Here is a 22214-nt window from a genome sequence, read left to right as displayed (position 1 = left end):
CACCAGGAGTCCATATGAATACATCGTTTGTCGTTTTCGTAGTCCTCGCCATAGTCATTGTCGCTATCTCGGCTTACCGTCTAGGCGTCAGGGTCAGCAGGGCCGCAAAACAGGAGGCCCCCGAGGCCCAGAACAAGATTCCGTACGAAAAGTGCGTCGAAAAAAACACGATGGCGTTCAAGTACGGCTCCTTCACCGATGCCCGCGATGGCGAAACCTACCGCACCGTAAAGATTGGCGGCCAGACCTGGATGGCAGAGAACCTGCGTTTCAAGACCGAGGGAACATTCGCCCCGAACGACGAGGAATCCAACGTGAAGCAGTTCGGCCGCCTCTACACATGGACAACCGCGCTCGATATTCCGGCGAAATACGCCGAAGAATCTACGGGCAACGACAGCGAGCTGCACAGCAAAATCAAGGACAAGGACTTCCAGGGAATCGCACCGGAAGGTTGGCACATCCCGAGCAACCAGGAATGGGAACAACTCCTTGCCAATATCGACCCCAAATCGGACGGCAGCGAGTTCCGCAGCGCATGCTCTTGGCAAAAACCGGGCAAGGATACCTTCGGGTTCTTCGCCCTGCCCGCCGGTTACCGTTTCAACAACGGCACGTTCCACCACTTTGGCAGGCGCGCACGCTTCTGGAGCAAGGACGAATACGGCAAGGCGAACGCATTCCGCCTGAGCATCACGGACAACTCCATCGACATCGAGGGAGTATACCGGTCCGATGCCGTTTCTATCCGGTGCGTAAAGAACGCCTAACGCAACAATCCATAGCGAGGCCCCGAGCCCCGCTATTTTTTTACCCTCTTCGCCAGGAACTCTCAAGATGATTCTGCGGAAGCCTGATTTCTACGACACTTTCAAGTGCATCGCCTCGCAGTGTACCGACACATGCTGCGTCAGCTGGGAAATCGATGTGGACAGGAACTCGCAGGAAGTTTACAACAAAGTAGCAGGGACGTTTGGCGAGAAGTTGCGCGCGAACATCGAGGACGGGCATTTCAAGCTGCTCCCCCACGACCGCTGCCCGTTCCTTACCGGCGTGAACCTTTGTGAAATCTACACGAACCTGGGAGAGGGCGCGTTGTGCGACATCTGTCGCGAGCACCCGCGATTCGTGGAGGTCTACGGCGACATTATGGAGCGGGGGCTCGGCCTCTGCTGCGAAGAGGCAACGCGCCTGCTGCTTGCGGGTAACGGCCCGCTTGCATTCGTGAACGAGGAATGCGACGAGCCCGAAGACGAACTGAGCGAAGATGACCGCGAGATATGCAACGAGGTGCTTTACGAGCGGGAATACATTTTCAATACGCTTGCCGATTTCGACAAGCCTTTTGGCAACCGGCTATACGACGCCTTCGGGTACACAGGCGACAAGCCATTCGCCCCGCTGAACGATGCCCGCGGGCTATATGAGTTGCTCGCCAAGACGGAAAGTTTTGGCCCCGCGTGGGACGAAGCGCTCGCCCGCATCAAGGCGCGCGTAGATGCCGCGGGCGCAATTCAAGATGCAGCACAGTCTAAGACAGCCGCGGGTGTTAAAAATATTACGGGTGTTAAAAATATTGCGGGTGTTGAAAATGCCGCAGGGCTCCAGGACGATGGCTACTTCTCGGAAACAGAAAGTGCACGCCTCCTCGCCTACCTCGTGTACCGTCACTACGCCAAATGCCTCTTTGAGGGGCGCGAAGATGGCAAGCGCAACTTCGCCCTGTTCTTCTGGAACGCAGTTCGGTTCTTTACCCGCGAACTTGCGGGCATCCCGGCATCCGAAACAAACAAAGCATCAGAAATAAACGGCATCGCAGAATTAAACAGCGCCGCGCCCGAGGGGCAGACCGCACAGCGCGTAAAAATCAACGCCATCAAGATTCTCTCCCGGCAGCTGGAATACTCCGAGGAGAACATGGAACTCATCGAAAAAGAACTGGATGGCTAGTTGCCCTTTTCCAGCACATGCCTGCGCCACTTGCCGCTTTTCCACCGCATCCAGAAAATTATCGGGGCCGTCCCGTACACGGCAACGACGGCAATCCATGCGTAATGCGCCGGCAGGTGGAACACGTATGCGGCAACGTAGAGCGCACCCGCAACACACCAGTTCATTATGGCGCAAGTGAACATCACCCACACCGTATCGCCCGCGCCGCGCAACGCACCCGCATACACCACAAGCAGCACTTCCACGAATATGTAGACAGTCGCAATCCGCAGCATGAATATGCTCATGGGCCGCGCCGCATCGAAAATCGCAACTGCGCCGGCAGCCGCTTCCGCAGCATCGGGCTTGAAGATATCCGTCAACACACCCGGCAAAAAGATAAAGAAGATTCCCATAATGAGCGAGTAACCCCACCCGAGCTTGAGCCCCGAATAAGTGGAGCGGCTTGCGGCAGCGCCATCCCTTGCCCCCACATAGCGCCCCACCAGGCTAGTAGACGCAATTTCCAATCCCATCAGGGGCACGTACGCCACCATGTCCCAGTTGAACATCACCGAAGATGCCGTCGCCGCCTCGGGCCCGAGCGCATGGAACATGAGGATAAGCATCTGGAACGCACTCATGTTCAGGAACATCTCGACACCCGACGGTATGCCCTTGCGCAAAAGTTCGCGGGTAAGCGGGCCGTTAAACGCAAACGACTTGCGGGAACCGAACCGAGCGTCACAATCGCGCCCGAAGAACTTCACGAACAAGATGACGGTCGATACCAGGTTCCCGATGAGCGTCCCGTACGCGGCCCCGGCCACGCCCAGCGCGGGGATTGGGCCCAGGCCGTATATCAGCACAAAGTTGCAGGCAACGTTCACGATCATGCCCACGAAGGCAGCCTTCATCACAATCTTGGTCTCGCCGATGCCGCTAAAGAAGCACGGTGCCGCATTGCGCACCAGGTTTATGACACCACCGAACATCAGTATGTTGAAATACGTCTTCTGGTATTCCAGCTGGTCGGCAGGCAAATTTTCGAGGCCGAAAACGAAATGGCCCAAGGGAATCGTCAGGTACAAAATCGGCACGCACACAAGCGAAACATACAGCGCCTGCATAAAGACCTTCGCGCAATCCCCATGCCGCCTTGCCCCCAGTCGCTGCGCCACCATCGCGGTCGTGTAACTGATTGCGCCGGTAAAGAACGTCGTGAGAGCAAGCTGTACAGCGCCAGCACCGAGCGCGGCATTCATCTCGGCGGGGCCGAGCTTCGAAAGAAACAGGCGGTCGATAAACGTCATGATGGTATCGAAAGACATCGACAGAAGCATCGGGAGCGCCACGACGAGCACATCCTTCACGTCGCCGTTCTTCTTGAATTTTGACGGCCTGTAGAACCTGTTCAATATTGCATCGACCATATTGGGCGGCAAATATAGAAAAAGCCATCGCGTGACGGCGATGGCTTTGAATCTTTTGTATGGCGAAAGCGACCGCTTAATCATCCGGTGCAGATGCACCCACGGCCTGTTCGAGCGTGGTAAGGCCCTGCAGCGCCTTGTTGATTCCGTCCATACGCAGCGTAATCATGTCGCATTCCTTCATGGCGCAACGCTTGATTTCGTCACCGGAGGCGCGCTTGATAACCAGGTTACGCACGGATTCGTTCGGCACGAGGAACTCGTAGATACCGCAACGGCCCTTGTAGCCCGAACCATCGCACTTGTCGCAACCCTTGCCGTGATAGAACTGCATATCCGGAGACAGGTGCAGTTCTTCGCGCAGGGAGTCGGAAATTTCCACCGGCTCCTTGCAGTACTTACAGATGCGGCGCACAAGGCGCTGGGCCAAGATGCCCTTGATGGCAGTAGAAACAAGGAACGGCTCCAGGCCCATTTCCAGCAAGCGCGGGAAAGAACCGGCAGCATCGTTTGTATGCAGCGTACTGAAGACCAAGTGACCCGTCAAGGCAGCTTCGATAGCCATGGACGATGTCTCCTGGTCACGCATTTCACCGATCATGATAACATCCGGGTCCTGACGGAGCAGGGCGCGAATGCCCGCCGCGAAGGTAAAGCCCGCGGCGTTGTTAATTTGTCCTTGGTTAACGCCATCGATGTTCAATTCCACCGGGTCTTCCATGGTAGAAATGTTAATCGTGGAATCAAGAATCTCGCGAATAGAAGCGTAAAGCGTAGTAGACTTACCGGAACCCGTCGGGCCGGTTACGAGCACAATGCCGTTAGGAGCGTTAATCGCATCGATAAACTGCTTGAACACGCGCGGGTCAAAGCCCATATCCTTCAGCGGGAACTGACCCGAGTTCGGGTCCAAGATACGCATAACAATCTTTTCGCAAACACCGCGCTTACGCAGCGAAATCGGGAACGAGCTCACACGAAGGTCAACTTCCGAGCCCTTGTAGCGCACGGTAAAGCGTCCATCCAGCGGGCGGCGCTTTTCTGCAATGTCCATCTTGGAAAGGAGCTTGATACGCGAAAGAATCTGTGGCATCAGTCGCGCCGGAATCGGGGCCATCACCTGCAGGTCACCGTCAATGCGGTAACGCAGCTTGAGGAAGGTTTCCTGCGGTTCCAGGTGAATATCGGATGCGTGGCGCGCAATCGCTTCGTGGATAAGCGTCGTCACAATCTTCACGACCGCGCGGCCTTCCTCGTCGGTCAGTTCCGGTTCGTCGTTGCCGCCCTGACCGCGTTCCACGGTCTCAAGTTCTTCGCCATCCTTGCTTTCGCTGATAAGTTCGGCAAGCGATTCTTCTTGCGGGCCATGACCGGCGTACACACGCTCGATAGTCTTCTGCACGTCGACTTCGGATGCCATCACGACATCCACTTCCATCTTGACCTTGAACTCCACAATCTGGATGACGCGCATGTTCGTGGGGTCGGTCATCGCAAGCGTCAAGGCCTCGCGGACTGCCTTGCGGTCGTCATCGTTCTTCGAAACGAACAGCGGTACAATCTTGTACTGCTTGCACATTTCCTCGGGCAGGTACGTGTAGGCGTCCGGGTCGATATTGAAGTTCTCGAGCTTCACGTACGGGACTTCGAACTGCCTCGAGAGAATCTCGACAAGCCTCTCTTCGGGCATGTAGCCCAGTTCCACGAGCGTGCGTCCCAGGCGCTTGCCCGTAGTCTTCTGCGTTTCGAGAGCCTTCTCCAGCTGTTCGGGCTTGATGTAGCCCTGCGCGAGGAGCATCTCGCCGATACGCATCTTGGTCGTGGACTGCATCTGCACGCCAAGGATGCTCGTGAGCGTATCTTCCGACACCATGCCCAAGCGCACAAGGATTCGCGCGAGGGGAATGCCGGTACGCTTGTGTTCGGATGTAGCGTGAGCCAGCTGGTCTTCGTCGAGCACGCGCTGACGGAGCAACAACTCACCGAGGTTCATTTTCACGTTACTAATCATAAATGTGACCAAGCCTGTGCTTTAACAATCGAAACCTTCCCGTCCAAGCCCCGCATGCGGACTTCCGTACCTTCTACGACAGTCCCAATCCTGTAGGCTCCGCCCGGGAGGGCCCCTTTTTCAAGAAATATATCATTTTTGAAAGATTCGGTGAACAGGAGTTCGTACTCTTCGCCACCATTTAACGCAAAATCAAGAGAGTCAAGGCCATAGCGCTCTGCCATACGCAAGACTTCGGGGTCTATCGGCAACTTTTCGCAGTCAATCTCGATACCCACATGCGACGCGCCCGCCAGGTGGTTCAGTTCCGAGGAAAGCCCGTCGCTTATGTCTATACAGGCTCCCGAAACGCCAAGTTCCACAAGGCGCGCCCCGCAGCGTTCGTCTATTACGGGAGCGAGATGATAATTTACCAGCGTCGGGAACTCATCGCGCGCTTCCGGGTGGTTCAACAGGAGCCAGAGTCCCGCACCCGACTTGCCGAGGGTGCCTGCAACATACACGCCATCGCCCAGTTTGGCGCCCGAGCGCACCAGAGGCTTTCCACCCGCACATGTTCCTAACAACGTTGTACTGAACATACCGCATTCACCCGCAACCGTATCACCGCCAATCAGCGCTATTCCACGCCTAGCGAAACCTTCGGCAAGGGCCTTGCCCACGCGAGTACGTACCTCATCGCTCCAGTCCCTGTTCACGCAGAGCCCGCAAACGGCAAACCTGGGCACGCCACCCATCGAAGAAATGTCCGACACGTTAGAAACGACATGCTTCTCTACCGCCTGCTCAGGGTTTGACCAGTCCATGCGGAAATGCGTCCCTTCCACGGAAAGGTCCTTCGTCACGAGCCAGCCGTCGAACATGGCGCAGTCATCGCCCACGGGGAGCCAGCCCCTCCTTTCGGGCGCAAATTCACCCATCGGGAGCGACTTTTTTAGCACGGAATCGATAAACTTGAACTCACCCAAATCAACAGACATACCGCAAATTTAAATAAGTCTTGGAACCGCGCAAAAAACATCTTGGCGACAAACAGTGGATAAGTTGGCTATAATCGTGGGGTAAAAAATAAATTTTGAAAATACCCCCAAAAATCTATCCACAATCCGCAATAAATACCTATCTTTTAGGGCATGGGACACATCTTCTTCATATCGCCGTCCGCCCCCGGCAGTCTTGACAAGATGAGCCAGTGGACACTCCGCTGGCTGCTCGAGAACGACATGGCGGAAGACTGCACGATGTACACCTGCAATTCCGTGGAAGAAGCCACCGGAATCCTCGAAACGGCGCTCATCGTCGGCGAATCCCCGTCCCTCATCATCTTCGACCATGCCGACCGCCCCACTGACGTGAATATTGCGTTCAGCAAGACGCTCCACAGCAGCATTCCCGAATCGTGGATTGTGGAAATCGTACCGGACTCCATGCCTATCCAGAAAAGCGACGACAGCAGCCTCTACTGGGTACGCAGGCCGCTTGACGAGGACGAATGGCGCGAGACGCTCGAGCAGGTGCTCCGCAGGACCCCCACGCCGCAGTGGGCGAACGAATAATTGATAATGTATAATTGATAATGGATGATGAGAGATTATCAATCATCAATTATCAATCATTATTCTTTCCACATTTTAAGTTTCAAATACTAAATTCTACACATGATTAAAGGTGTAAGTTACTTTGGTGTGCGCGCGCCCAAGCACGTTCTTGCCGACATGGCCGACATCAAGGCGGCAGGCTACAACGCGGTGCTCCACACGTGGAGCGAGGAAGACCAGCAGTATTACTACGGCACGATGAAAGATATCGTGGACGGGAGCGCCGGAATGGGCCTCAAGGTCTACATAAACCCGTGGGGTGTGGGCCGCGTGTTTGGCGGCGAGGCGTATTCGGAACTGACTGCACGCAACCACGACTTGTGCCAGGTGGCGCTCGACGGCAAGCCCAAGGTGGCCGCCTGCCCGAACCATCCTGAGTTCCGCGCCTATATGCACAAGTGGATTGAAACCGTGTGCGCGACGAAGGTCGACACGATTTTCTGGGATGAGCCGCACTTCTATTTCGAGAAGGGCGGGCTACAGAACTGGAGTTGCAGGTGTTCGCATTGTCGCGAGATGTTCCGCGCAAAGTTCGGGTACGAGATGCCCGCAGAACTCACCGACGACGTGAAGAAATTCCGCGAAGACAGCCTGATTGATTTTCTGAAAGAAATGACCGAAGATGTGCACGCGCGCGGCAAGCGCAACTGCGTGTGCATGCTCCCGCCGTGGTTCCCCGCTGGGCTTGACGACTGGGGCCGTGTAGCCTCGCTGGAAAGCGTCGACGAGGTGGCCAGCGATCCGTACTGGGAACGCGGCGCCACCGAGGAATGGGTACGCGAGAAATATGCGGAAACAGCCAAGAAACTCACGGATGTCGCCGCCCGCTACGGCAAGGCCGTGCAGATGTGGGTGAAGGCGTACCAGATTGAAGCGGGTCGCGAAAATGATCTCGCCATCGCCGTTTCCGAGAGTCGCGCCGCAGGTATCGACAACATCTTCGCGTGGAGCTACCGCGGCACCGAGACGCTCACCTGGCTAAAAAGCGACAACCCGGACGAAGTCGCCCGGGTGTTCAGGAAATCGCTCGATCTCTAACGGAGCGCGCGAACGCTAATTACTTCGTCACGCGCACAATCGTGGAGCCGGCACGGGATTTTGCGATGAACATGCCGCCCGTTTTCACGAGGGTTTTCGCGCTGGCCCGGAGTTCCTGCATTCCAGAGGCTCGCACCATTCCCAGATAGTTGCCGTTCATGTCAAAGACGCGGTAGTTTTCGGCTCCGGTCGCATGCGATAGCGCAGGCCTTACAAAGTCTGTGCATCCGTCAACGCAAACGATTTCGTCTTCTCCGAACACAAAGTAATCCACGTCCATCCAGGAACCGGTTACCGTAAAGCGCAATATGTGTTCGCCCGCGGGGAGGTTCACCGTCGCACGCACCTTGTTGTAGTCGTCGTAGTTATCCTCGCCTTCGTTTTTCGGGACAGAGATTATGTCGCTGATATTCACACCGTCAAGCGACATCTGGAAGCCCGAAGTCTCGTTTGCGGATGCGACCGACGCGTAGAAGGAATATTCGCCCGCTTCCTTGACGTTCACGCTGTATTCCAGCCATTCGCCTTCCTGGTTGTAACCCACGATGTAGCCCGTCGCCTTCTTGTAAATGTCGACGCCCGTCCCTTCGCGGTAATTGGTGCCGCCGTGGTCTTCGGAATCGTTTTCCTTGTAGGAGTCGTTGCCCGAGCCGACACCCGGGATGTCGAAGTCTTCGGCCTCGATCTTGCCCGGAATTTCAAACGGCTTACCCTTGAAAGGCTTTTGCGGTTCGGGAACCACCGGAGCGCGGTTTATTGCCTTGAGCATCTGTTCGGCATAGCGCTTGCCAAATGTCACGTAGGCATCGTGACCGAAGTGGTAGCGGTCCACGCCGTTGCCGTCAAGGCCTTCGGAAGAAGCGTAATAGGTATTATCCATCGTGTTCGGGAGTTTCGACACGCGGTCGGAATAGCAGCAGCCCGAACGCAGGAGCTCGCCCGCCACGAACGGCACCGTGTCGGAACTCATGTCGAGCGCCTTGAGGATATCGTCGCGAGTCTTCTTCACGATTTTCGGCCAGTCCGGATAGCCGCCATCGGTTTCGCCCTGGTGGAAAATGAACCCCTTGATGACGCCCACCTGCTGCGCCTTCTTCGCAATATCGATAATCGTCTTGGTGACGTTGCCGTCGCTCGCGTATTCCTTCGCGTAGTTCTTCAGCCAGTCTTCTGCTGTCGAGAGGTACGTTGCATACTGGTCCTGGTCGAAGAGCTTGATGCTCGCGCCGCCTACCGCGACCGGAATAATCCCGATAGTCACGTCGGGCATGCTGTCGGCCATCGTGCGCCCGAACCAGTCGGCAATGGAGATCGTGTTGCCGCAGTTGAAGAGCGAGGGCACCGCCGGGTAGACCTCGCCGATGGTGTTGCGGCCCTTGCCACTGCACTTTTGCGAGGCGAAAATCTTGAAACGCGGGTTTTCGACCTTGTCGGCGCTCTGGGCATCGGCTGTGCCACCCATGTTGGACTGGCCGTACGCGATGTAGATGTGGAAATTGGGGTCCGGAGCGGCAGTTGCAGGCGCGGTACCGAACGCAAAGAAGCCCGCGGCAAAACACGCCACGGACGCAAACCGTGAGAGTTGTTTAAACATTCCCATACATACTCCTTTCAAACAACACTCTAAATTTACCCTCCAAAATGCAAAAAAGGCGCCCGAAGCGCCCTTATTCTATAGACAGATTGTCAATGCGTAAACTTTTTGAAAAAGTTAGGGATCGTCCTTGAGACAACGGACGGAGAAGGCGTGAACCATGATAGCGAAATCCAGGATCCCGCGGACACGAGATACTCTCATAACGTACGCGGAAATGTCACCGTAAACAGTTACACTCCAGAATTCAGTAGCATAGTCATCATCGTTGAGGAAGCCGTCATCATCATGCCTATATCCTGCAGGTAGCACAGAAAAGCCGTAAGCATCACCTTTGCCGCCAACTTCGTCAAATAAAGTGTTCCATTCGGTTGTGTCAGGCATGTGCCAACCTGATGGACAAATTCCACGCACTTTTTCAGGCAGAGTGCAGCTACCGGCGTGAAAACCGCAATTCACACCATCGCCATCATCATAGACTGCGACGGAATCTATCGCCGCGGCCCAGGTATAAAGGCGACCATATTTTGTACAACTATCCGGTTCATTATTGAAACACCAGCTTTTACCAGAAAGACTTGGGGTCGCTATGCTATCGGCATAATTAAGATTCTCAGCCATCCACCACTGGTCACCGATTTTTACAATCTTGTAGCTCTGTCCGTCGCGGTCATCCATCAGCGAGCCATATTCAACATCTATCTGCCATTCATTTTCCCGACAAATCACTTTTATGCCAGTAGTATCAATACCAATTACCCCTTCAAGGTTCGTATTGCATTTTGGCAACGTCTTTACAGTATCCTTCACGCAACTCTTTATTTTGTTGTCGTTCCCGCCGCCGTTCTTGCAAGTCAATTTTGCGGCATTGAAGGCGTATTCCTGACTGATTTCATTGGTCATGTCGCTATAGACTTTCAGCGTGTCGATGTCTTCGACCCCCTTGTAATCGATCGTCTTGACCATAAGCTGCGTGCCTTCCACAAAATAGATGTATTCCATGTCCCTGTCAAAGCCATCCTTGCGCACAAAGTGCCACGTGCTGATGTCGGTCTTGACCATGGCGTCACAGGCTCCCACTTCGGTGCAGGTCTCGTTCACGGTGATTTCGGGTTCAAGGATTTCCGTGGGGCGCGAGCTGCTTGAACTCGACTGCAGAGTGACGCTAGAAGATGATTTCGCTGAACTGCTGCTGGATTTAGTACTGCTACTGGACCCACTTGTCTCGCTATCGTTCGACTTCGGCATGACACTCGAAGACGAATCGTCCGAAGGACGAGTCGCGAAATCGCTGTCGTCGTCACCGCAGGCGACAAGAACAAAAAGCAGGCAAGAGATTGCCACGGTCACTATGTTCCCTCGCAATGACATACAAGGCGAATGCCGCGACAGTCTGTTTACAAGACTGGCATGGCTGAGCCGCCGTGTCATGCACTTGTGCAATGACATTCTAAGCATATTTCCTCCAAATTATGGTTCGTTAAATAATAGAATTTTTTCATTCTGGCGGTGAAATCAAGATTTTTTTATCATTTTCACCGCCGTTTTGTTAGTTTATCAGCACTATTTCTCTCGTTTTTGGTCAACAAAGGCAACATGTGGCGGTGTTTTTCGTTATTTTCACCCAATTTCACCGCCAACAGAGGCATCAATCAGCGTCTGTCGCTCCATTTTTATACATACAAAATAATTTTCGGCGGTGAAAACAGCAATTTTTCTTCCATTTCACCGCCACTTTTGCATTTTCAAGCATTCTAGCAATACAAAAAGACCCCCGAACGAGTCGGGGGTGACAAAAGCGTCATTTTCGCGCAGGCGAAAGGGAGATGCCCGCCTTCGCGGGCATGACAAAACGACGAACGAGCGGTCTTACTTCGCGCGTTCGAGGTAAGAACCGTCGCGGGTATCCACGCGGATCTTGGTGTTGTTCTCGATGAACAGCGGGATCATCACCTTGGCGCCAGTTTCGAGAGTGGCTTCACGCATCACGTTACCGCTCGTGTTGCCCTGCACTGCCGGAGGAGCTTCCACGATCATCAGGTCGACAAATGTCGGCGGGATGACTTCGATGGGGAGCGTAGAACCCGTCTTCGGGTCCTTCCACCACGTGACTTCGACGGTAGCGCCGTCAAGCAGCCACACTTCGCAGCCGTTGAGGGCTTCCTTCGCGATTTCCATGGTTTCCTGCGTGGTATTGTCGAGGAAGTACCAGGTGGAACCATCGTTGTAGAGGTAAGTCATTTCGGTGTAGGTCACGTCGGCTTCTTCGACAGTGTCGCCGCTCTTCCAGGTACGTTCGAGAGTACGGCCAGTCACCAGGTTCTTGATGCGAACGCGATTGAAGGCCTGGCCCTTGCCCGGCTTCACGAACTGGTTCTCGATGATTTCGTACGGCTGACCGTCAACCATGATTTTGAGTTTCTTGCGGAATTCGTTGGTGCTTACAGTACCCATATTATCCTCTTGTTGATTTTGATGCTAAATTTAGCAATATAATGGACGATGCCACAAAAGTTTTCACGCAAATTTCCGCTTTTTTAGAATATCTGGGCCCGGAATGCGCGGCTACAATCGCAAATGTGACCCCGCAAGGCGAATTGGACCATAGCCCCAAGTTCCCGTTTTTGTGTTCGAGGCACTATGCCGACCTAATCAGGAAGGCCACTGAGCCCGAGGCGCTTTTGCGCGAAATATTGCCGCATATTGCCGAGCGCGAGAACGTCGCCGGATTCGTGGACGACCCGGTAGGCGACCTGCCCGCGGGCAAGGCGGACTGCGTCATCCAGAAATACGACCGGAGGGCATTGATTGTCTCGACCGCCACCTGCGGTGCGCGTTGCCGGTTCTGTTTCCGCAAGAACTACCCCTTCCAGAACATCCCCGATGTGGCACGGCAGGTGGGCGACTGGCTCGACACGCACAGCGACATCTGGGAAGTCATACTTTCGGGAGGCGACCCGCTCATGCTGGGCCCCGGTGAATTCCGCGACCTGGTGGAGGCGATAGCCATGCACGGTTCTGTCACCACACTGCGCATCCACACGCGACTCCCCGTAATGCGGCCCGATGTGGCGATGCAACACTTCGAACTGCTACGCGAACTGCCCGCGCGCTTCGAGTGCGTACTCGTCTCACACGTAGACCACCCGGACGAACTCGACGAGGAATCGCAGATGGTTTTCGGGCAGTTGAAGTATTCCGGCTGGACACTTTTAAACCAGAGTGTGCTTTTGAAGGGAATAAATGACAGCGCCGAGACTCTCGAGAAACTAAGCCGCAAACTGTTCACGCAGGGGGTACTCCCCTACTACCTGCACCAGCTGGACCACGCAAACGGCGTCGCGCATTTTGAAGTGAGCGACGAGAACGCACGTGCGCTTATTGAAGAAATCCGCAAGCGCCTGCCCGGCTACCTCGTGCCGAAGCTGGTGAGAGAAATTGCGGGCGAAAAGAGCAAGACGCCTGTGTAAAAGATGCTCGCCTTCGCGAGCATGACGAGAGAAAAGTTCGCGAGCAAAATGCGGGCTTAAAAGATGCTCGCCTTCGCGAGCATGACGAAGGAATGTGTCGCGAGCATGACGAATTCCATCTAGAACAGCGTCTTGACGCCGAAGCCGATGATACCGTCGAGATAATCGCAGCCGTTGCGGAGCGCGTAATACAGGTTCACGCTCCAGTTGCTGCGGTACTGCGTAAACCCGATGCCGTAGCCCTGCTCGCGCGCCCAGCCGTGCCCCGGAGCGAGCCTGCGGTACAGTCCCGGCTGGTAGAACGCCTCGATGCTCAGGTCATAACCGTCCTGCCACAGGAGGGCAAATTCCGAAAGCCCGTAGGCGCGACTGCGGAGCATGCGGTACTGCATTCCCTTGAAATCGCCCGGGCCGCCAAGCGCAAACAAATCGCTGCGCCGGAGCGTCGCCCCACTCGGGAAAATTCCGCCCGCCATGCCGGCAAAGCGCGCAATGAAGTTGCCGTACAGCGGGTAATACGCCATCACGTTCGCCTTCGCCGCGAGGTAGTTGTCGAGCGAATCGGGGCGGGCCATCTTCCATGTGGCAGAAGCATCCATTCGCCAACCACTGCGGGGTAATACAAACCTGTCAAGTGACACGTAAGACATTTCAAAAGAAGTGTGCTTGTCGTCTTCGCTTATACCGAAGAACACGCCGATGCTGAAATCGAACCCGATATCGCGCGTGATTCCTGCCTCGCCCACGATAACCCTCTCGACCATTTCCTGCGTGGCACCGGACGTGTCGGCGACATCGGCAATGTCGCCAGCATCGGCTGTACCGCCGTTCATGCCGTCTGCGGGTGCATCAAGCGTCTCTTCGTCAAAGTTCCCGCGCACAACAACGTTCCAGGCGGTCCCTAGAATCCAGGGCTCCTTGTAGCTGCCCGAAAGGTGCCGCGTATTTTCGCCGGTAAAGCCTTCCAACTGCAGGTCGCGCGCAGTTCCCGCGATGTTGTACAGGTTCACGTCCAGCTTGCCTTCCCACACGTTGTCCTCGCTGGAATAGGTCAGCACGCCTTCCGCTTCAGACACGTTCGCCTTCCGCATACTGAACACGGGTACAATCCTGTTTCTTGCGGGGTCGCGGAAGAGGCGCGTAGGAGCCGTGCGGTTGTAGTACCCGATGCGCGAAAGCCTGCGCTCGCTGCGTTCCAGGTCCGTAAGGGACACGGCCTCTCCCGCCTCAATGCCGGAGAGTTTCGCGAACACCTCGCGTTTTGTCCCGCTGGAATCGAGATTCTCGGGCGGAGCCCACACGTAACCCGCGCCCCGCCGGATTTCAATTTCCAGCACGTGTTTTTCGCGCAATTCGCCTGCGGGCGTCCCCGGCCCCGAAACAGCGCCTGCATTTGAACCCGCGGGCGTTCCCGAACCCGCGGGAGTCCCTAAACCCGAAACTTCTTCCGAATCCGCACCCGCAGCTACGTGCCGGACTTCGCCCCGCACGCGAGCCGCGATAAATCCCTGGTCCTCGTAGTAGCGCGTTAGCTTGGCGGCGGCAGCCTTCCACGCGTCGCAAGGCTGCCCGAGGGCGCCCTTCATCTGCGTCTCGTCGAATGCGGTATGCTCGCCCTTCCACGCGATGCTGTCGACGGTACACGCGCCCTCGCCCTTCGCAAATGCGAAGGCCGCCAAGAGCAATATGCATACCATCAACTGTCTCATACCATATCCTAAACTACAATTTCCTTCAATCACTTTTCAACTAGATCCTGCTCCTTCGAACCTAACTCAACTAAGTCAACAAGTTGACTAGTTTCGTATATCGACTTCGTGCCGTTGGCACGGAGTTTACCCTGAGCTTGTCGAAGGGCTCAGGATGACACACCCCGCACTTCACATTCCACACTTCACATTCCACATTACACATCATCCATTTTCCATCATCCATTCTCCATCATCCATCATCAATTATCAGAACATCGCCCTCGCTTCCATCGAAAGTTTCTGGAAAATATTCTCTTCCGCATCACCGAAGCGCAAAACATAATGCAGTCCAAAAGAAATGTTCTGGTTCACCGACAGCTGCGCCGATGCCTCCAGGCGGTATGTCATGCCAGCGCTGTACCCCGACATCATCTGGTACGGGATATTATCGTCGGTTTCTACCCGCACCGTCGAGAATCGCGCAAACCCGTCGAACAACTTGGTTCTCGTATAGCCGAACCGCAGGCTCGCCTCCCAGAGATACGCGTCAAATTCATTGCCAGCAATTTCTTCGCCGGAGCCGTAACGGTAGCGGCCACCGGGTTCAATACTGAATCCATCCAGAAAACTGAAACGGTAACGGCCCGCAACACTCTTGATATTCCACTCCAAATTCTGCAACGCCTGCAGTTCCACGTTTTCCATAAACGCTTCCGCCCCCACGTAATGGTTATCGTTTATCCGGAATCCGCCCACAATTTCGTGATGGAAAACCGACTCGTAGTATTCGATAAACGAAAGCTTCTTGTCAAACGCAGCAGAAGGCTTGTACGCGAGCGTCGCTCCCGAAGGGTGAGCCCATTCCACATTGCCCGTCCACTGTATGGAACCCGAAGAAAAATCACTGAGCGTAGACGGCAATATCATCGGGAAGTAGATTATCTTGCCCGACGTATCCTCGGTAACCAGGCTGAGCGTACCGCCTAGCTTTATATCGCGAAGGATACCGTAATCTATGCCGAACGCACGGCCGGGAGACCACTCGAGGCTCGCGTTAAAACTCGCGTTCGAAGCAAGCACCGCCCCGATGGAATCGTTACGGCCCATGCCCTCGTACACGAAGTCGCCGTTATCCACGCCCTCGATAAACGCGCCTGTCAGGCTATCGTACCGCACATCGCCCGTGCCCTTCGCCACCGCCTTGTATATCGCCGTGTAGGTCTGTTCCTCGGTAAGCCCCAGCTTGTACGAAACATTCCCTTGTATTCCGGTACGCTCGTTGCCGAATTTTGCGTTCAGGTCGCCCGCCCAGGCGTGTTCCTCGCCCGAAGCCTCCAGGTCGCGGTGCTCGTACTGCAAAAAGTGCGAAAGGTCAAAATCCTTGAAGTGCATTTCCGCCGACTGCGTCCACCTTATCTGCCTCAGGGAATCGACCCAGTCGTCGAAAGTTTCTTCTCCGGGCTCAAAGTAGGAATCACCGCCGTGGCTTATTTTCCATACTTCGACAACCTCGCGCACATTCCAGGAACTTGCGGCAAGCACGGTACCCACATTGCCCCGTAGCGAAAGTTCAGCATCGTCAAGCGATGCGCTATCACGTTCGGTATAGCGGATATCCGCCCCGACAAGGGGCTGCACCAGGCCGCGGATCCACTTCTCGGAGAACATGCCCTGGAAACGCCGGCGCTCCGCCTCCGCCTCGCTCTGCACATGCACGAGGGAAATTTCCCCCACGCGGTTTTCCTGCTTGTGTACCAGCGTTCCCTTTATGCGCGAGGAATTCCAGTTCATGTCATCGCCCTGGCGGTAGCCCCACGACAAGTTGCCCGACCATTCCGGCCCCAAGCGGACACGCATCGCGAATTCATCGTGCCTGTAATTCCCGCGGGAAAGCAAGGAACTGTCCAGGTCCCACTCGTCCTTTAGCTTGTACGAACTCCAGTCGTCATCGCTCCCCTTGAATCCCGTAACATCAAAGCCATTCTCGACATAATTGCCATACACGGAAAAAGCCACCGGGAAGCGTTTCATCGCCGCAGAAGAATCCGTTGTCAAGAACCAGCGGAAGGCGCGGCCCTCGGGCCCACCGATGTTTTCCGAAACCGTATTGGAATCACGCCGCGACATGGCTAGTTCAAGGTCAATAAAATAGCGGTGCCTCCCCTGGAATCGCAATCTTGCTGCAGCCGCATCTACCTTTGACGGGCGGGATAGGCTCCCGAGCGAATCGTTACGCACAAAATCGCTTCCGTCGTCATTTTTCAACTGCACATAGTCTTCGTCGGTCCATACGCCCTTCTTTAAGCGGCTCACATCATTTTCCAGGCGGAAACCCGATACGTCCAGGTATAAATTCGGATGCCGGAACTTACCCGTAGCCGCATACAGGTTCTCGATTTGGTCTTCATCGTAAGCATCGTACTCCACGCGGATTTCATCTTCGATACCTGGCATGCGGAGTCCCTTGAAATTCAGGAGGCCGCCCGCATAGTTCACCTCGTAATCGGTACCCCTCTGCAACTTTTCGCCATTCAGCCATACGGATTCGGAACCGGGAACCACCGAGATGTATTCACCGAACGCGCTAAGCGCATATCCTTCGCGCTGTCCGCTCACACCGTTGAACGTACGCACAATGCGGTTTGCCTCGCCCGTACCTGCCGCCGCCCGCACTTCAGACAAATTTGTCTTAAACCCAACCATTGCCCCCAGTGTACTCCGTTCTATTGACATGAGTCCCAGGTCAAAGTCAGTCCAAGTAAGGTCGCCCAGATGTAGCATCCAGTGCCTCGACGAGGCGCGGAAATACACCTGGTCCACTTCCTGCAGTGTCGCCGTGGTCTGGTCGCCCGCCTTGCGGTCCACGTCGCTGAGCAATGCGTCGATGTACACGCTGTCGCCCACATAGCCCATTATGGAAAGCTTGAGCATCTGGTCGACCTGCGTATCGCCGTCGCCCACCGTCACCTGCATGGTCTTGATTCCGTGCGTCTCCAGGCGCGACTGCGTACCCGCCGAATCCTGCACGACAGGCTCAACGCCTCGCACGAGAATCTCGGGGTTCCACACCGGGAGCGAATCAATATCGAGAGCGAAGGCCTCTACCGCCACAAAGGCGCCCACAAGAAGCATTCGCCACATAAGGCTACCTATCGGATTCTATCCGGAATTGCTTGCTAGATAAAAGCTTACGCCCGGCAACCAGGTCAACGCTCCACTCTCCGGGCTTGAGCAGCTTGGGGGCGATTTCGGTATGGCACACGCTAAGGGTCGACTGCGACTGTCCGCGTGAATCCATGCCCTTGCGGGTTTCCTCGGTCTTCAGGATGCAGGGCACCTTCTGGATGGTATCCGTGCCCCAGAACCAGATATGCAGGAGCGTATCGCCGGAATAGCTCACGGCGTTCGAGATCGTGGAGTAGAAATACAGGCGCGTCGTTTCTTCAAAAACAGTATCTACGCCGAAGGGAGTGCCGCGCACCACGTCACGGCATACCACGCTCTGCGCAGGGGAAAGTTCCGCTCCGTAGAAATTCTGGTACGAGGAGTCCTCCATCCAGAAGTTGACGAACCGGTGAACGAAAAAAGCAAAAAAGACAAGCGCCACGACGACGGTCGTCTTTCTCAAGTTGCGAAGTGGCGGAAGGCCTGCCACGGGAAGGGCTCCTACCTGAGTTTACTCGTGTTCTGCGTGAACGCGGGAACGGCATCCACAAGTTTTTCGACCAACAGGCGGTTGAAGTCGTCGATGCGGTTCGGGAGCCTGGAGCCCGGGAAGACCTGCACCAGCAGTAGCGCCTCATCGACCGGGGAAATGTAGATGGAGCGGTTTTCGCCCGAATAGGATACGGACTGGAACGTTTCGCCGCCAAGCATAAGTCCGACCTGCTTTGCTGAGTCGAATGACGCGGTGCTGAGCACGGCAAGCGGAGTCGCATCGATACCGAGAGAGCCAACTTCGGCGATAATGGAACCGTCACGATGGCAGAGTACGATATAGTCAGCCTTGACGCTCGCCTGGTAAGCGAGCATGAGCCTGCGAACCTTACCTACGTCATCAGAATAAATCGTAAAATCACTCATTCAAACCTGCTACGATAGTCGTAAACTACTTCTTTTTCGGCACGTACGGGCGCAGTTCGATTTCGTCGTCCGACACCTCCGCATTGCCCTTGTCCACTACGCGGCCGAACGTCGGCATGCGCGGGGGTTGCGGCACGGCACGGGGCCTGCCAAACGGGGACGACACCGGTTTCTGGAACGGACTGCCACCGCTAGACGGCATTGCGCCGACAGGGGGCTTGGCTGCGAACGAGGGCATCTTGAACGGGGTCGCTGCCGCGGGAGCGGCGGGAGCGGCGGGCTGTGCAGGTGCCGCCTGCGATACGGAAACGCCTTCCTTGGTGAGGTTCACGTCGTGCACGCCCGTGTTGTTCACGCTTTCGGCCGCCTTGCGGAGGAACCCTTGCTTCACGTTGAACTTTTCAATCACGAGCATCGCGATAGTCTTGAGGGTCGTAACCACGCCCTTGCCGTTGTGGGCCGTAGCCGGGAAGAACGGCACGTTGCGCGGGTTGAGTTCCGCGTTCATCTCTTCGAGGGTGAACACGTTCTCCATATCGCGCTTGTTGTACTGGAGCACGAACGGCATATCGTCGAGGTCCATGCCGTAGTCCTGCAGGTTCTGCCGCAGGTTCTGGAGGCTCTCGAGGTTTTCGGCCTGGCGGGAGCGCTGCGAGTCAGCGACAAACACGATACCGTCTACACCGCGGAGCACGAGCTTTCGTGTACTGTTGTAATAAACCTGGCCGGGGACCGTGTATAACTGGAAACGGGTCTTGAAGCCTTTAATATCACCAAGATTCAGCGGAAGGAAGTCAAAAAACAGCGTGCGGTCACCTTCGGTAGCCAACGACACCATGTCCGTGCGCTTGTCCGAAGGCATCTTCTGGTGGATTACCTGCAGGTTCGTGGTCTTGCCACTAAGACCCGGTCCGTAATACACCACCTTACAACTGATTTCGCGTGTTGCAAAATTGATTGAAGACATTTCTAATCCTTGATACTTGTCCGTAATCTAGTAAATTATCAATCAATGATTTAGCGATATTGTCAAAAAGGGCGTTTTTTCGGAATTTTCGCCACTTTTGAGAAGTTCATCACATATTTATGCACATCTCAAAAAACACAAAACACCGGTGCAGGGGTATGCACCGGTATTAAACCGGACTAAGCCGTTTGCCTAACGATTAGGCGAAGCCGTTAACGAGCTTTGCGACCTTGGCCTTGTAGTTGGCGGCACGGTTCGCATTGAAGCCAGCGCGGCTCTTGTTGGCAGCAACGTCCAACAGACGGAAAAGCTTCGGCATTTCGGCAAGGGCGGCATCCTTAGAGGTAGCAGTACGGATGACCTTGAGGCTTGCGCGAATTTCTGCGCGGGCAGCACGGTTCATGGCATTGGCCTTTTCGGCCTGACGCAAACGCTTTTTGCAAGATTGATGTTGAGGCACCTTATATCTCCGGGTAAAACCTACTTAAAATTTTTTGTAGGGACAAAGATAGTAAAGAATGGGAATTTGTCAAGTCCCCAAATTGGGCGAATTTGCTAAATTTTAGCCATTATGATGCCATTCGTGAACCTGACAGCGCAAAGAGAGGCCTATCGAGAAGAACTCGAGACCGCAGAACGCGCCGTTCTGGACAGCGGATGCTACATTGGCGGGCCGGAAGTGGCAGCCCTCGAGAAGGAACTTGCAGATTTTTGCAAATCCGGGAATTCGGACGCCGGAAAGCAGGGCTCTTTTGCTGGAAAAGACCGTGCGGACCCCGAAACCAGCGTCATAACGTGCGCAAGCGGCACCGACGCCCTCACCATCGCGCTCATGGCGCTCGGGATTAAACCAGGGGACGAGGTCATAGTACCCGACTTCACGTTCATCGCACCGGCGGAATGCGTCGCTTTTTTGGGCGGCACACCGCGTTTCGCGGACATCGACCCCGAAACGCTCCTGATCGACCCGGAAAGCGTAAAGGCGCTGATTGGTCCCAAGACACGCGGGATTATCGGCGTGGACCTGTTCGGGCAAGTTGCGGATTTCAACGAGCTATGGGAAATCGCCGTCGCGAACGACCTCTGGCTTTTAGAAGATGCAGCACAGGCATTCGGGGCGAAGTACGACATCGGAGTGCCGCCATATTCGGATATCATAACGAGCCGCGCCTGCACCCTCGCCACTATTTCCATCACGAGTTTCTACCCGAGCAAGCCGCTGGGTTGCTACGGCGACGGCGGCGCCATCTTTACCCTTGATGCGCAGCTCGCCGAGAAGGTGCGCATGCTCGCGAACCACGGGAGCAAGGAACGCTACCTGCACGAGACCGTGGGCATGAACAGCAGGCTCGACGCCCTGCAGGCCGCCATATTGCGGGTAAAGCTCCGCCACCTCGAAGAAGAACTGAAGGTGCGCCGCGAGAACGCCCGCAAGTACGACGAATTTTTCGCGGAATACAACGTGAGAGTCAATGCGGGTGCCGGTGCTTCTGCGGGTGCAAGAATCGTGCCGCAATACATCGAGCACGGATGCACCAGCACCTACGCACAGTACACCGTGCTGGCCGACGACCGCGAAGCATTTATCAAGAAACTGGACAAAGCGGGAATCCCGCACTGCATCCACTACCCGCAGCCGCTGCACAAACAGCCCTGCTTCAGGGGGCTCGCACAGGGCAGCGAAAACAGGAACGCCATCATGGCGAGCCAGAAGGCAGTAAGCCTCCCCGTCTGCGCCTTTACCGATGTAGATTTTGTCATAAACAAGCTGAGGTCCGTCCTATGAGAAATACAGGCCTGATACCCGGAATCGCCAACGACAAGACTCCCCGCAAGGTCTCGGAGTCCGCACTGGAATCGCACGCCATCGTGCACCCCGTTGATACGAACGCGCTGAACAACGCCTTCGGGGGCTACCTGATGAGCCTCATGGACGAAGCCGCCTGCATCGTCGCCTTCAAGCACGCAGGCCGCAAGGTGAACACCGTCTCCATCGACGGCGTGCGGTTCTTCCGCCCGACTGCGGTCGGCACCATCCTCAATATCCACGCGAGCATGAACCGCGTGTTCAACACCTCCATGGAAATCGGACTCAAGATAACCGAGACCGACCCCGAGAACGGAGCCGAGCTCCCGGTCGCGCACGCCTATTTCACGTTCGTCGCCATCGACGACAACGGCAGGCCCACCGCCACTGCCCCCGTGGAACCCGATTCCGACGAAGCCCGCCGCCGCTACGAGCAGGCGCTTGTCCGCCGCGAAGCAAGGATTGAATTGGGGAAGAAACTCCAGTAAAAGATCCTCGCCTTCGCGAGGATGACATTCCAGTGAGCGAGGATGACGTTTTAAACTGTATACAGGCGGAACCATTATTTATGTTCGGGGCTCTTTCGCGGG

The 22214-nt window shown here is 55.6% G+C and carries 18 protein-coding genes and 1 pseudogene; 7 read left to right on the top strand and 12 right to left on the bottom strand.

Annotated features, from left to right (window positions below; translation table 11 throughout):
• Positions 1-14 precede the first annotated feature (14 nt).
• Together BUB22_RS09305 and fliB are read left to right on the top strand one after the other, a co-directional pair.
• Positions 15-770, top strand: coding sequence for a fibrobacter succinogenes major paralogous domain-containing protein (locus tag BUB22_RS09305; RefSeq protein WP_073114896.1), 756 nt, complete (start codon positions 15-17; stop codon positions 768-770).
• Between the two features lie 67 nt (positions 771-837).
• Positions 838-1950 carry a flagellin lysine-N-methylase gene (gene fliB / locus BUB22_RS09300; RefSeq protein ID WP_073114895.1) on the top strand — a complete coding sequence of 371 codons (1113 nt, stop codon included), beginning with the start codon at positions 838-840 and terminating at the stop codon, positions 1948-1950.
• Here the strand turns inward: fliB and BUB22_RS09295 are convergent.
• From BUB22_RS09295 to thiL, 3 genes are all read right to left on the bottom strand, one after another.
• Positions 1947-3365, bottom strand: a complete 1419-nt coding sequence (locus BUB22_RS09295; RefSeq protein ID WP_073114894.1) for an MATE family efflux transporter — start codon at positions 3363-3365, stop codon at positions 1947-1949. The genes fliB and BUB22_RS09295 overlap by 4 nt on opposite strands.
• 76 nt (positions 3366-3441) lie before the next feature.
• On the bottom strand, positions 3442-5376 hold the full coding sequence (locus tag BUB22_RS09290; RefSeq protein ID WP_254794704.1) for a GspE/PulE family protein: 1935 nt from the start codon (positions 5374-5376) through the stop codon (positions 3442-3444).
• The gene (gene thiL, locus BUB22_RS09285) at positions 5373-6356 is read right to left on the bottom strand and encodes a thiamine-phosphate kinase (protein ID WP_073114893.1); all 984 of its coding nucleotides are present in this window, start codon (positions 6354-6356) and stop codon (positions 5373-5375) included. The genes BUB22_RS09290 and thiL overlap by 4 nt, the downstream gene beginning before the upstream one ends.
• 153 nt (positions 6357-6509) lie before the next feature.
• On the opposite strand from thiL, the gene BUB22_RS09280 reads away from it, so the two are divergent.
• Together BUB22_RS09280 and BUB22_RS09275 are read left to right on the top strand one after the other, a co-directional pair.
• On the top strand, positions 6510-6932 hold the full coding sequence (locus BUB22_RS09280; RefSeq protein ID WP_073114892.1) for a hypothetical protein: 423 nt from the start codon (positions 6510-6512) through the stop codon (positions 6930-6932).
• A 102-nt stretch (positions 6933-7034) separates the two neighbouring features.
• A complete protein-coding gene (locus BUB22_RS09275) occupies positions 7035-8012 on the top strand; it encodes a hypothetical protein (RefSeq protein ID WP_073114891.1) in 978 nt (325 codons plus the stop codon).
• A gap of 19 nt (positions 8013-8031) precedes the next feature.
• Here BUB22_RS09275 and BUB22_RS09270 read toward each other — a convergent pair whose 3' ends face one another.
• The 3 genes from BUB22_RS09270 to efp all read right to left on the bottom strand — a co-directional run bounded on the left by BUB22_RS09270 (position 8032) and on the right by efp (position 12060).
• Positions 8032-9612 carry a sialate O-acetylesterase gene (locus BUB22_RS09270; RefSeq protein WP_073114890.1) on the bottom strand — a complete coding sequence of 527 codons (1581 nt, stop codon included), beginning with the start codon at positions 9610-9612 and terminating at the stop codon, positions 8032-8034.
• A gap of 111 nt (positions 9613-9723) precedes the next feature.
• Positions 9724-10956 (bottom strand): fibrobacter succinogenes major paralogous domain-containing protein, encoded by a 1233-nt coding sequence (locus tag BUB22_RS17115; protein ID WP_254794703.1) that lies wholly within the window; start codon positions 10954-10956, stop codon positions 9724-9726.
• 519 nt (positions 10957-11475) lie between these two features.
• The gene (efp, locus tag BUB22_RS09255) at positions 11476-12060 is read right to left on the bottom strand and encodes an elongation factor P (protein WP_072808129.1); all 585 of its coding nucleotides are present in this window, start codon (positions 12058-12060) and stop codon (positions 11476-11478) included.
• Positions 12061-12101: 41 nt separating this feature from the next.
• On the opposite strand from efp, the gene BUB22_RS09250 reads away from it, so the two are divergent.
• On the top strand, positions 12102-13076 hold the full coding sequence (locus BUB22_RS09250; RefSeq protein ID WP_073114887.1) for a KamA family radical SAM protein: 975 nt from the start codon (positions 12102-12104) through the stop codon (positions 13074-13076).
• 119 nt (positions 13077-13195) lie between these two features.
• Here BUB22_RS09250 and BUB22_RS09245 read toward each other — a convergent pair whose 3' ends face one another.
• From BUB22_RS09245 to rpsT, 6 genes and pseudogenes are all read right to left on the bottom strand, one after another.
• Positions 13196-14785, bottom strand: a complete 1590-nt coding sequence (locus tag BUB22_RS09245) for a BamA/TamA family outer membrane protein (RefSeq protein WP_083535481.1) — start codon at positions 14783-14785, stop codon at positions 13196-13198.
• Positions 14786-15034: 249 nt separating this feature from the next.
• Positions 15035-17908: a hypothetical protein gene (locus BUB22_RS09240; protein WP_073114885.1), complete on the bottom strand. Its 2874-nt coding sequence runs from the start codon at positions 17906-17908 to the stop codon at positions 15035-15037.
• Between the two features lie 4 nt (positions 17909-17912).
• Positions 17913-18422: a hypothetical protein gene (locus BUB22_RS09235; RefSeq protein WP_073114884.1), complete on the bottom strand. Its 510-nt coding sequence runs from the start codon at positions 18420-18422 to the stop codon at positions 17913-17915.
• Between the two features lie 11 nt (positions 18423-18433).
• Positions 18434-18850 carry a roadblock/LC7 domain-containing protein gene (locus tag BUB22_RS09230; RefSeq protein ID WP_072808144.1) on the bottom strand — a complete coding sequence of 139 codons (417 nt, stop codon included), beginning with the start codon at positions 18848-18850 and terminating at the stop codon, positions 18434-18436.
• A gap of 403 nt (positions 18851-19253) precedes the next feature.
• Positions 19254-19817 (bottom strand): annotated as a pseudogene (locus BUB22_RS17350) (ATP/GTP-binding protein); the annotation flags it as partial.
• 199 nt (positions 19818-20016) lie between these two features.
• Positions 20017-20277 (bottom strand): 30S ribosomal protein S20, encoded by a 261-nt coding sequence (gene rpsT, locus BUB22_RS09220; protein WP_072808151.1) that lies wholly within the window; start codon positions 20275-20277, stop codon positions 20017-20019.
• 111 nt (positions 20278-20388) lie between these two features.
• Between rpsT and BUB22_RS09215 the strand changes: the two genes are divergently transcribed.
• The gene (locus tag BUB22_RS09215) at positions 20389-21603 is read left to right on the top strand and encodes a DegT/DnrJ/EryC1/StrS family aminotransferase (RefSeq protein WP_073114883.1); all 1215 of its coding nucleotides are present in this window, start codon (positions 20389-20391) and stop codon (positions 21601-21603) included.
• Positions 21600-22112, top strand: a complete 513-nt coding sequence (locus BUB22_RS09210) for an acyl-CoA thioesterase (RefSeq protein ID WP_072808157.1) — start codon at positions 21600-21602, stop codon at positions 22110-22112. Before BUB22_RS09215 ends, BUB22_RS09210 begins: the two co-directional genes overlap by 4 nt.
• Positions 22113-22214 lie beyond the last annotated feature (102 nt).

This window comes from Fibrobacter sp. UWCM, from assembly GCF_900129735.1.
Lineage (GTDB): Bacteria > Fibrobacterota > Fibrobacteria > Fibrobacterales > Fibrobacteraceae > Fibrobacter.
The sequence above is the reverse complement of the archived record's forward strand: the minus strand, read 5'-3'. Positions and strand labels throughout refer to the sequence as shown.

Coding starts and splice junctions, on each gene's coding strand:
- BUB22_RS09280 (WP_073114892.1), top strand. CDS start 6,510: ATGGGACACATCTTCTTCATATCGCCGTCCGCCCCCGGCAGTCTTGAC.
- BUB22_RS09215 (WP_073114883.1), top strand. CDS start 20,389: ATGATGCCATTCGTGAACCTGACAGCGCAAAGAGAGGCCTATCGAGAA.
- BUB22_RS09305 (WP_073114896.1), top strand. CDS start 15: ATGAATACATCGTTTGTCGTTTTCGTAGTCCTCGCCATAGTCATTGTC.
- thiL (WP_073114893.1), bottom strand. CDS start 6,356: ATGTCTGTTGATTTGGGTGAGTTCAAGTTTATCGATTCCGTGCTAAAA.
- BUB22_RS09290 (WP_254794704.1), bottom strand. CDS start 5,376: ATGATTAGTAACGTGAAAATGAACCTCGGTGAGTTGTTGCTCCGTCAG.
- BUB22_RS09240 (WP_073114885.1), bottom strand. CDS start 17,908: ATGTGGCGAATGCTTCTTGTGGGCGCCTTTGTGGCGGTAGAGGCCTTC.
- BUB22_RS09245 (WP_083535481.1), bottom strand. CDS start 14,785: ATGAGACAGTTGATGGTATGCATATTGCTCTTGGCGGCCTTCGCATTT.
- BUB22_RS09230 (WP_072808144.1), bottom strand. CDS start 18,850: ATGAGTGATTTTACGATTTATTCTGATGACGTAGGTAAGGTTCGCAGG.
- efp (WP_072808129.1), bottom strand. CDS start 12,060: ATGGGTACTGTAAGCACCAACGAATTCCGCAAGAAACTCAAAATCATG.
- BUB22_RS09275 (WP_073114891.1), top strand. CDS start 7,035: ATGATTAAAGGTGTAAGTTACTTTGGTGTGCGCGCGCCCAAGCACGTT.
- BUB22_RS09210 (WP_072808157.1), top strand. CDS start 21,600: ATGAGAAATACAGGCCTGATACCCGGAATCGCCAACGACAAGACTCCC.
- BUB22_RS09270 (WP_073114890.1), bottom strand. CDS start 9,612: ATGGGAATGTTTAAACAACTCTCACGGTTTGCGTCCGTGGCGTGTTTT.
- fliB (WP_073114895.1), top strand. CDS start 838: ATGATTCTGCGGAAGCCTGATTTCTACGACACTTTCAAGTGCATCGCC.
- BUB22_RS09250 (WP_073114887.1), top strand. CDS start 12,102: ATGGACGATGCCACAAAAGTTTTCACGCAAATTTCCGCTTTTTTAGAA.
- BUB22_RS09295 (WP_073114894.1), bottom strand. CDS start 3,365: ATGGTCGATGCAATATTGAACAGGTTCTACAGGCCGTCAAAATTCAAG.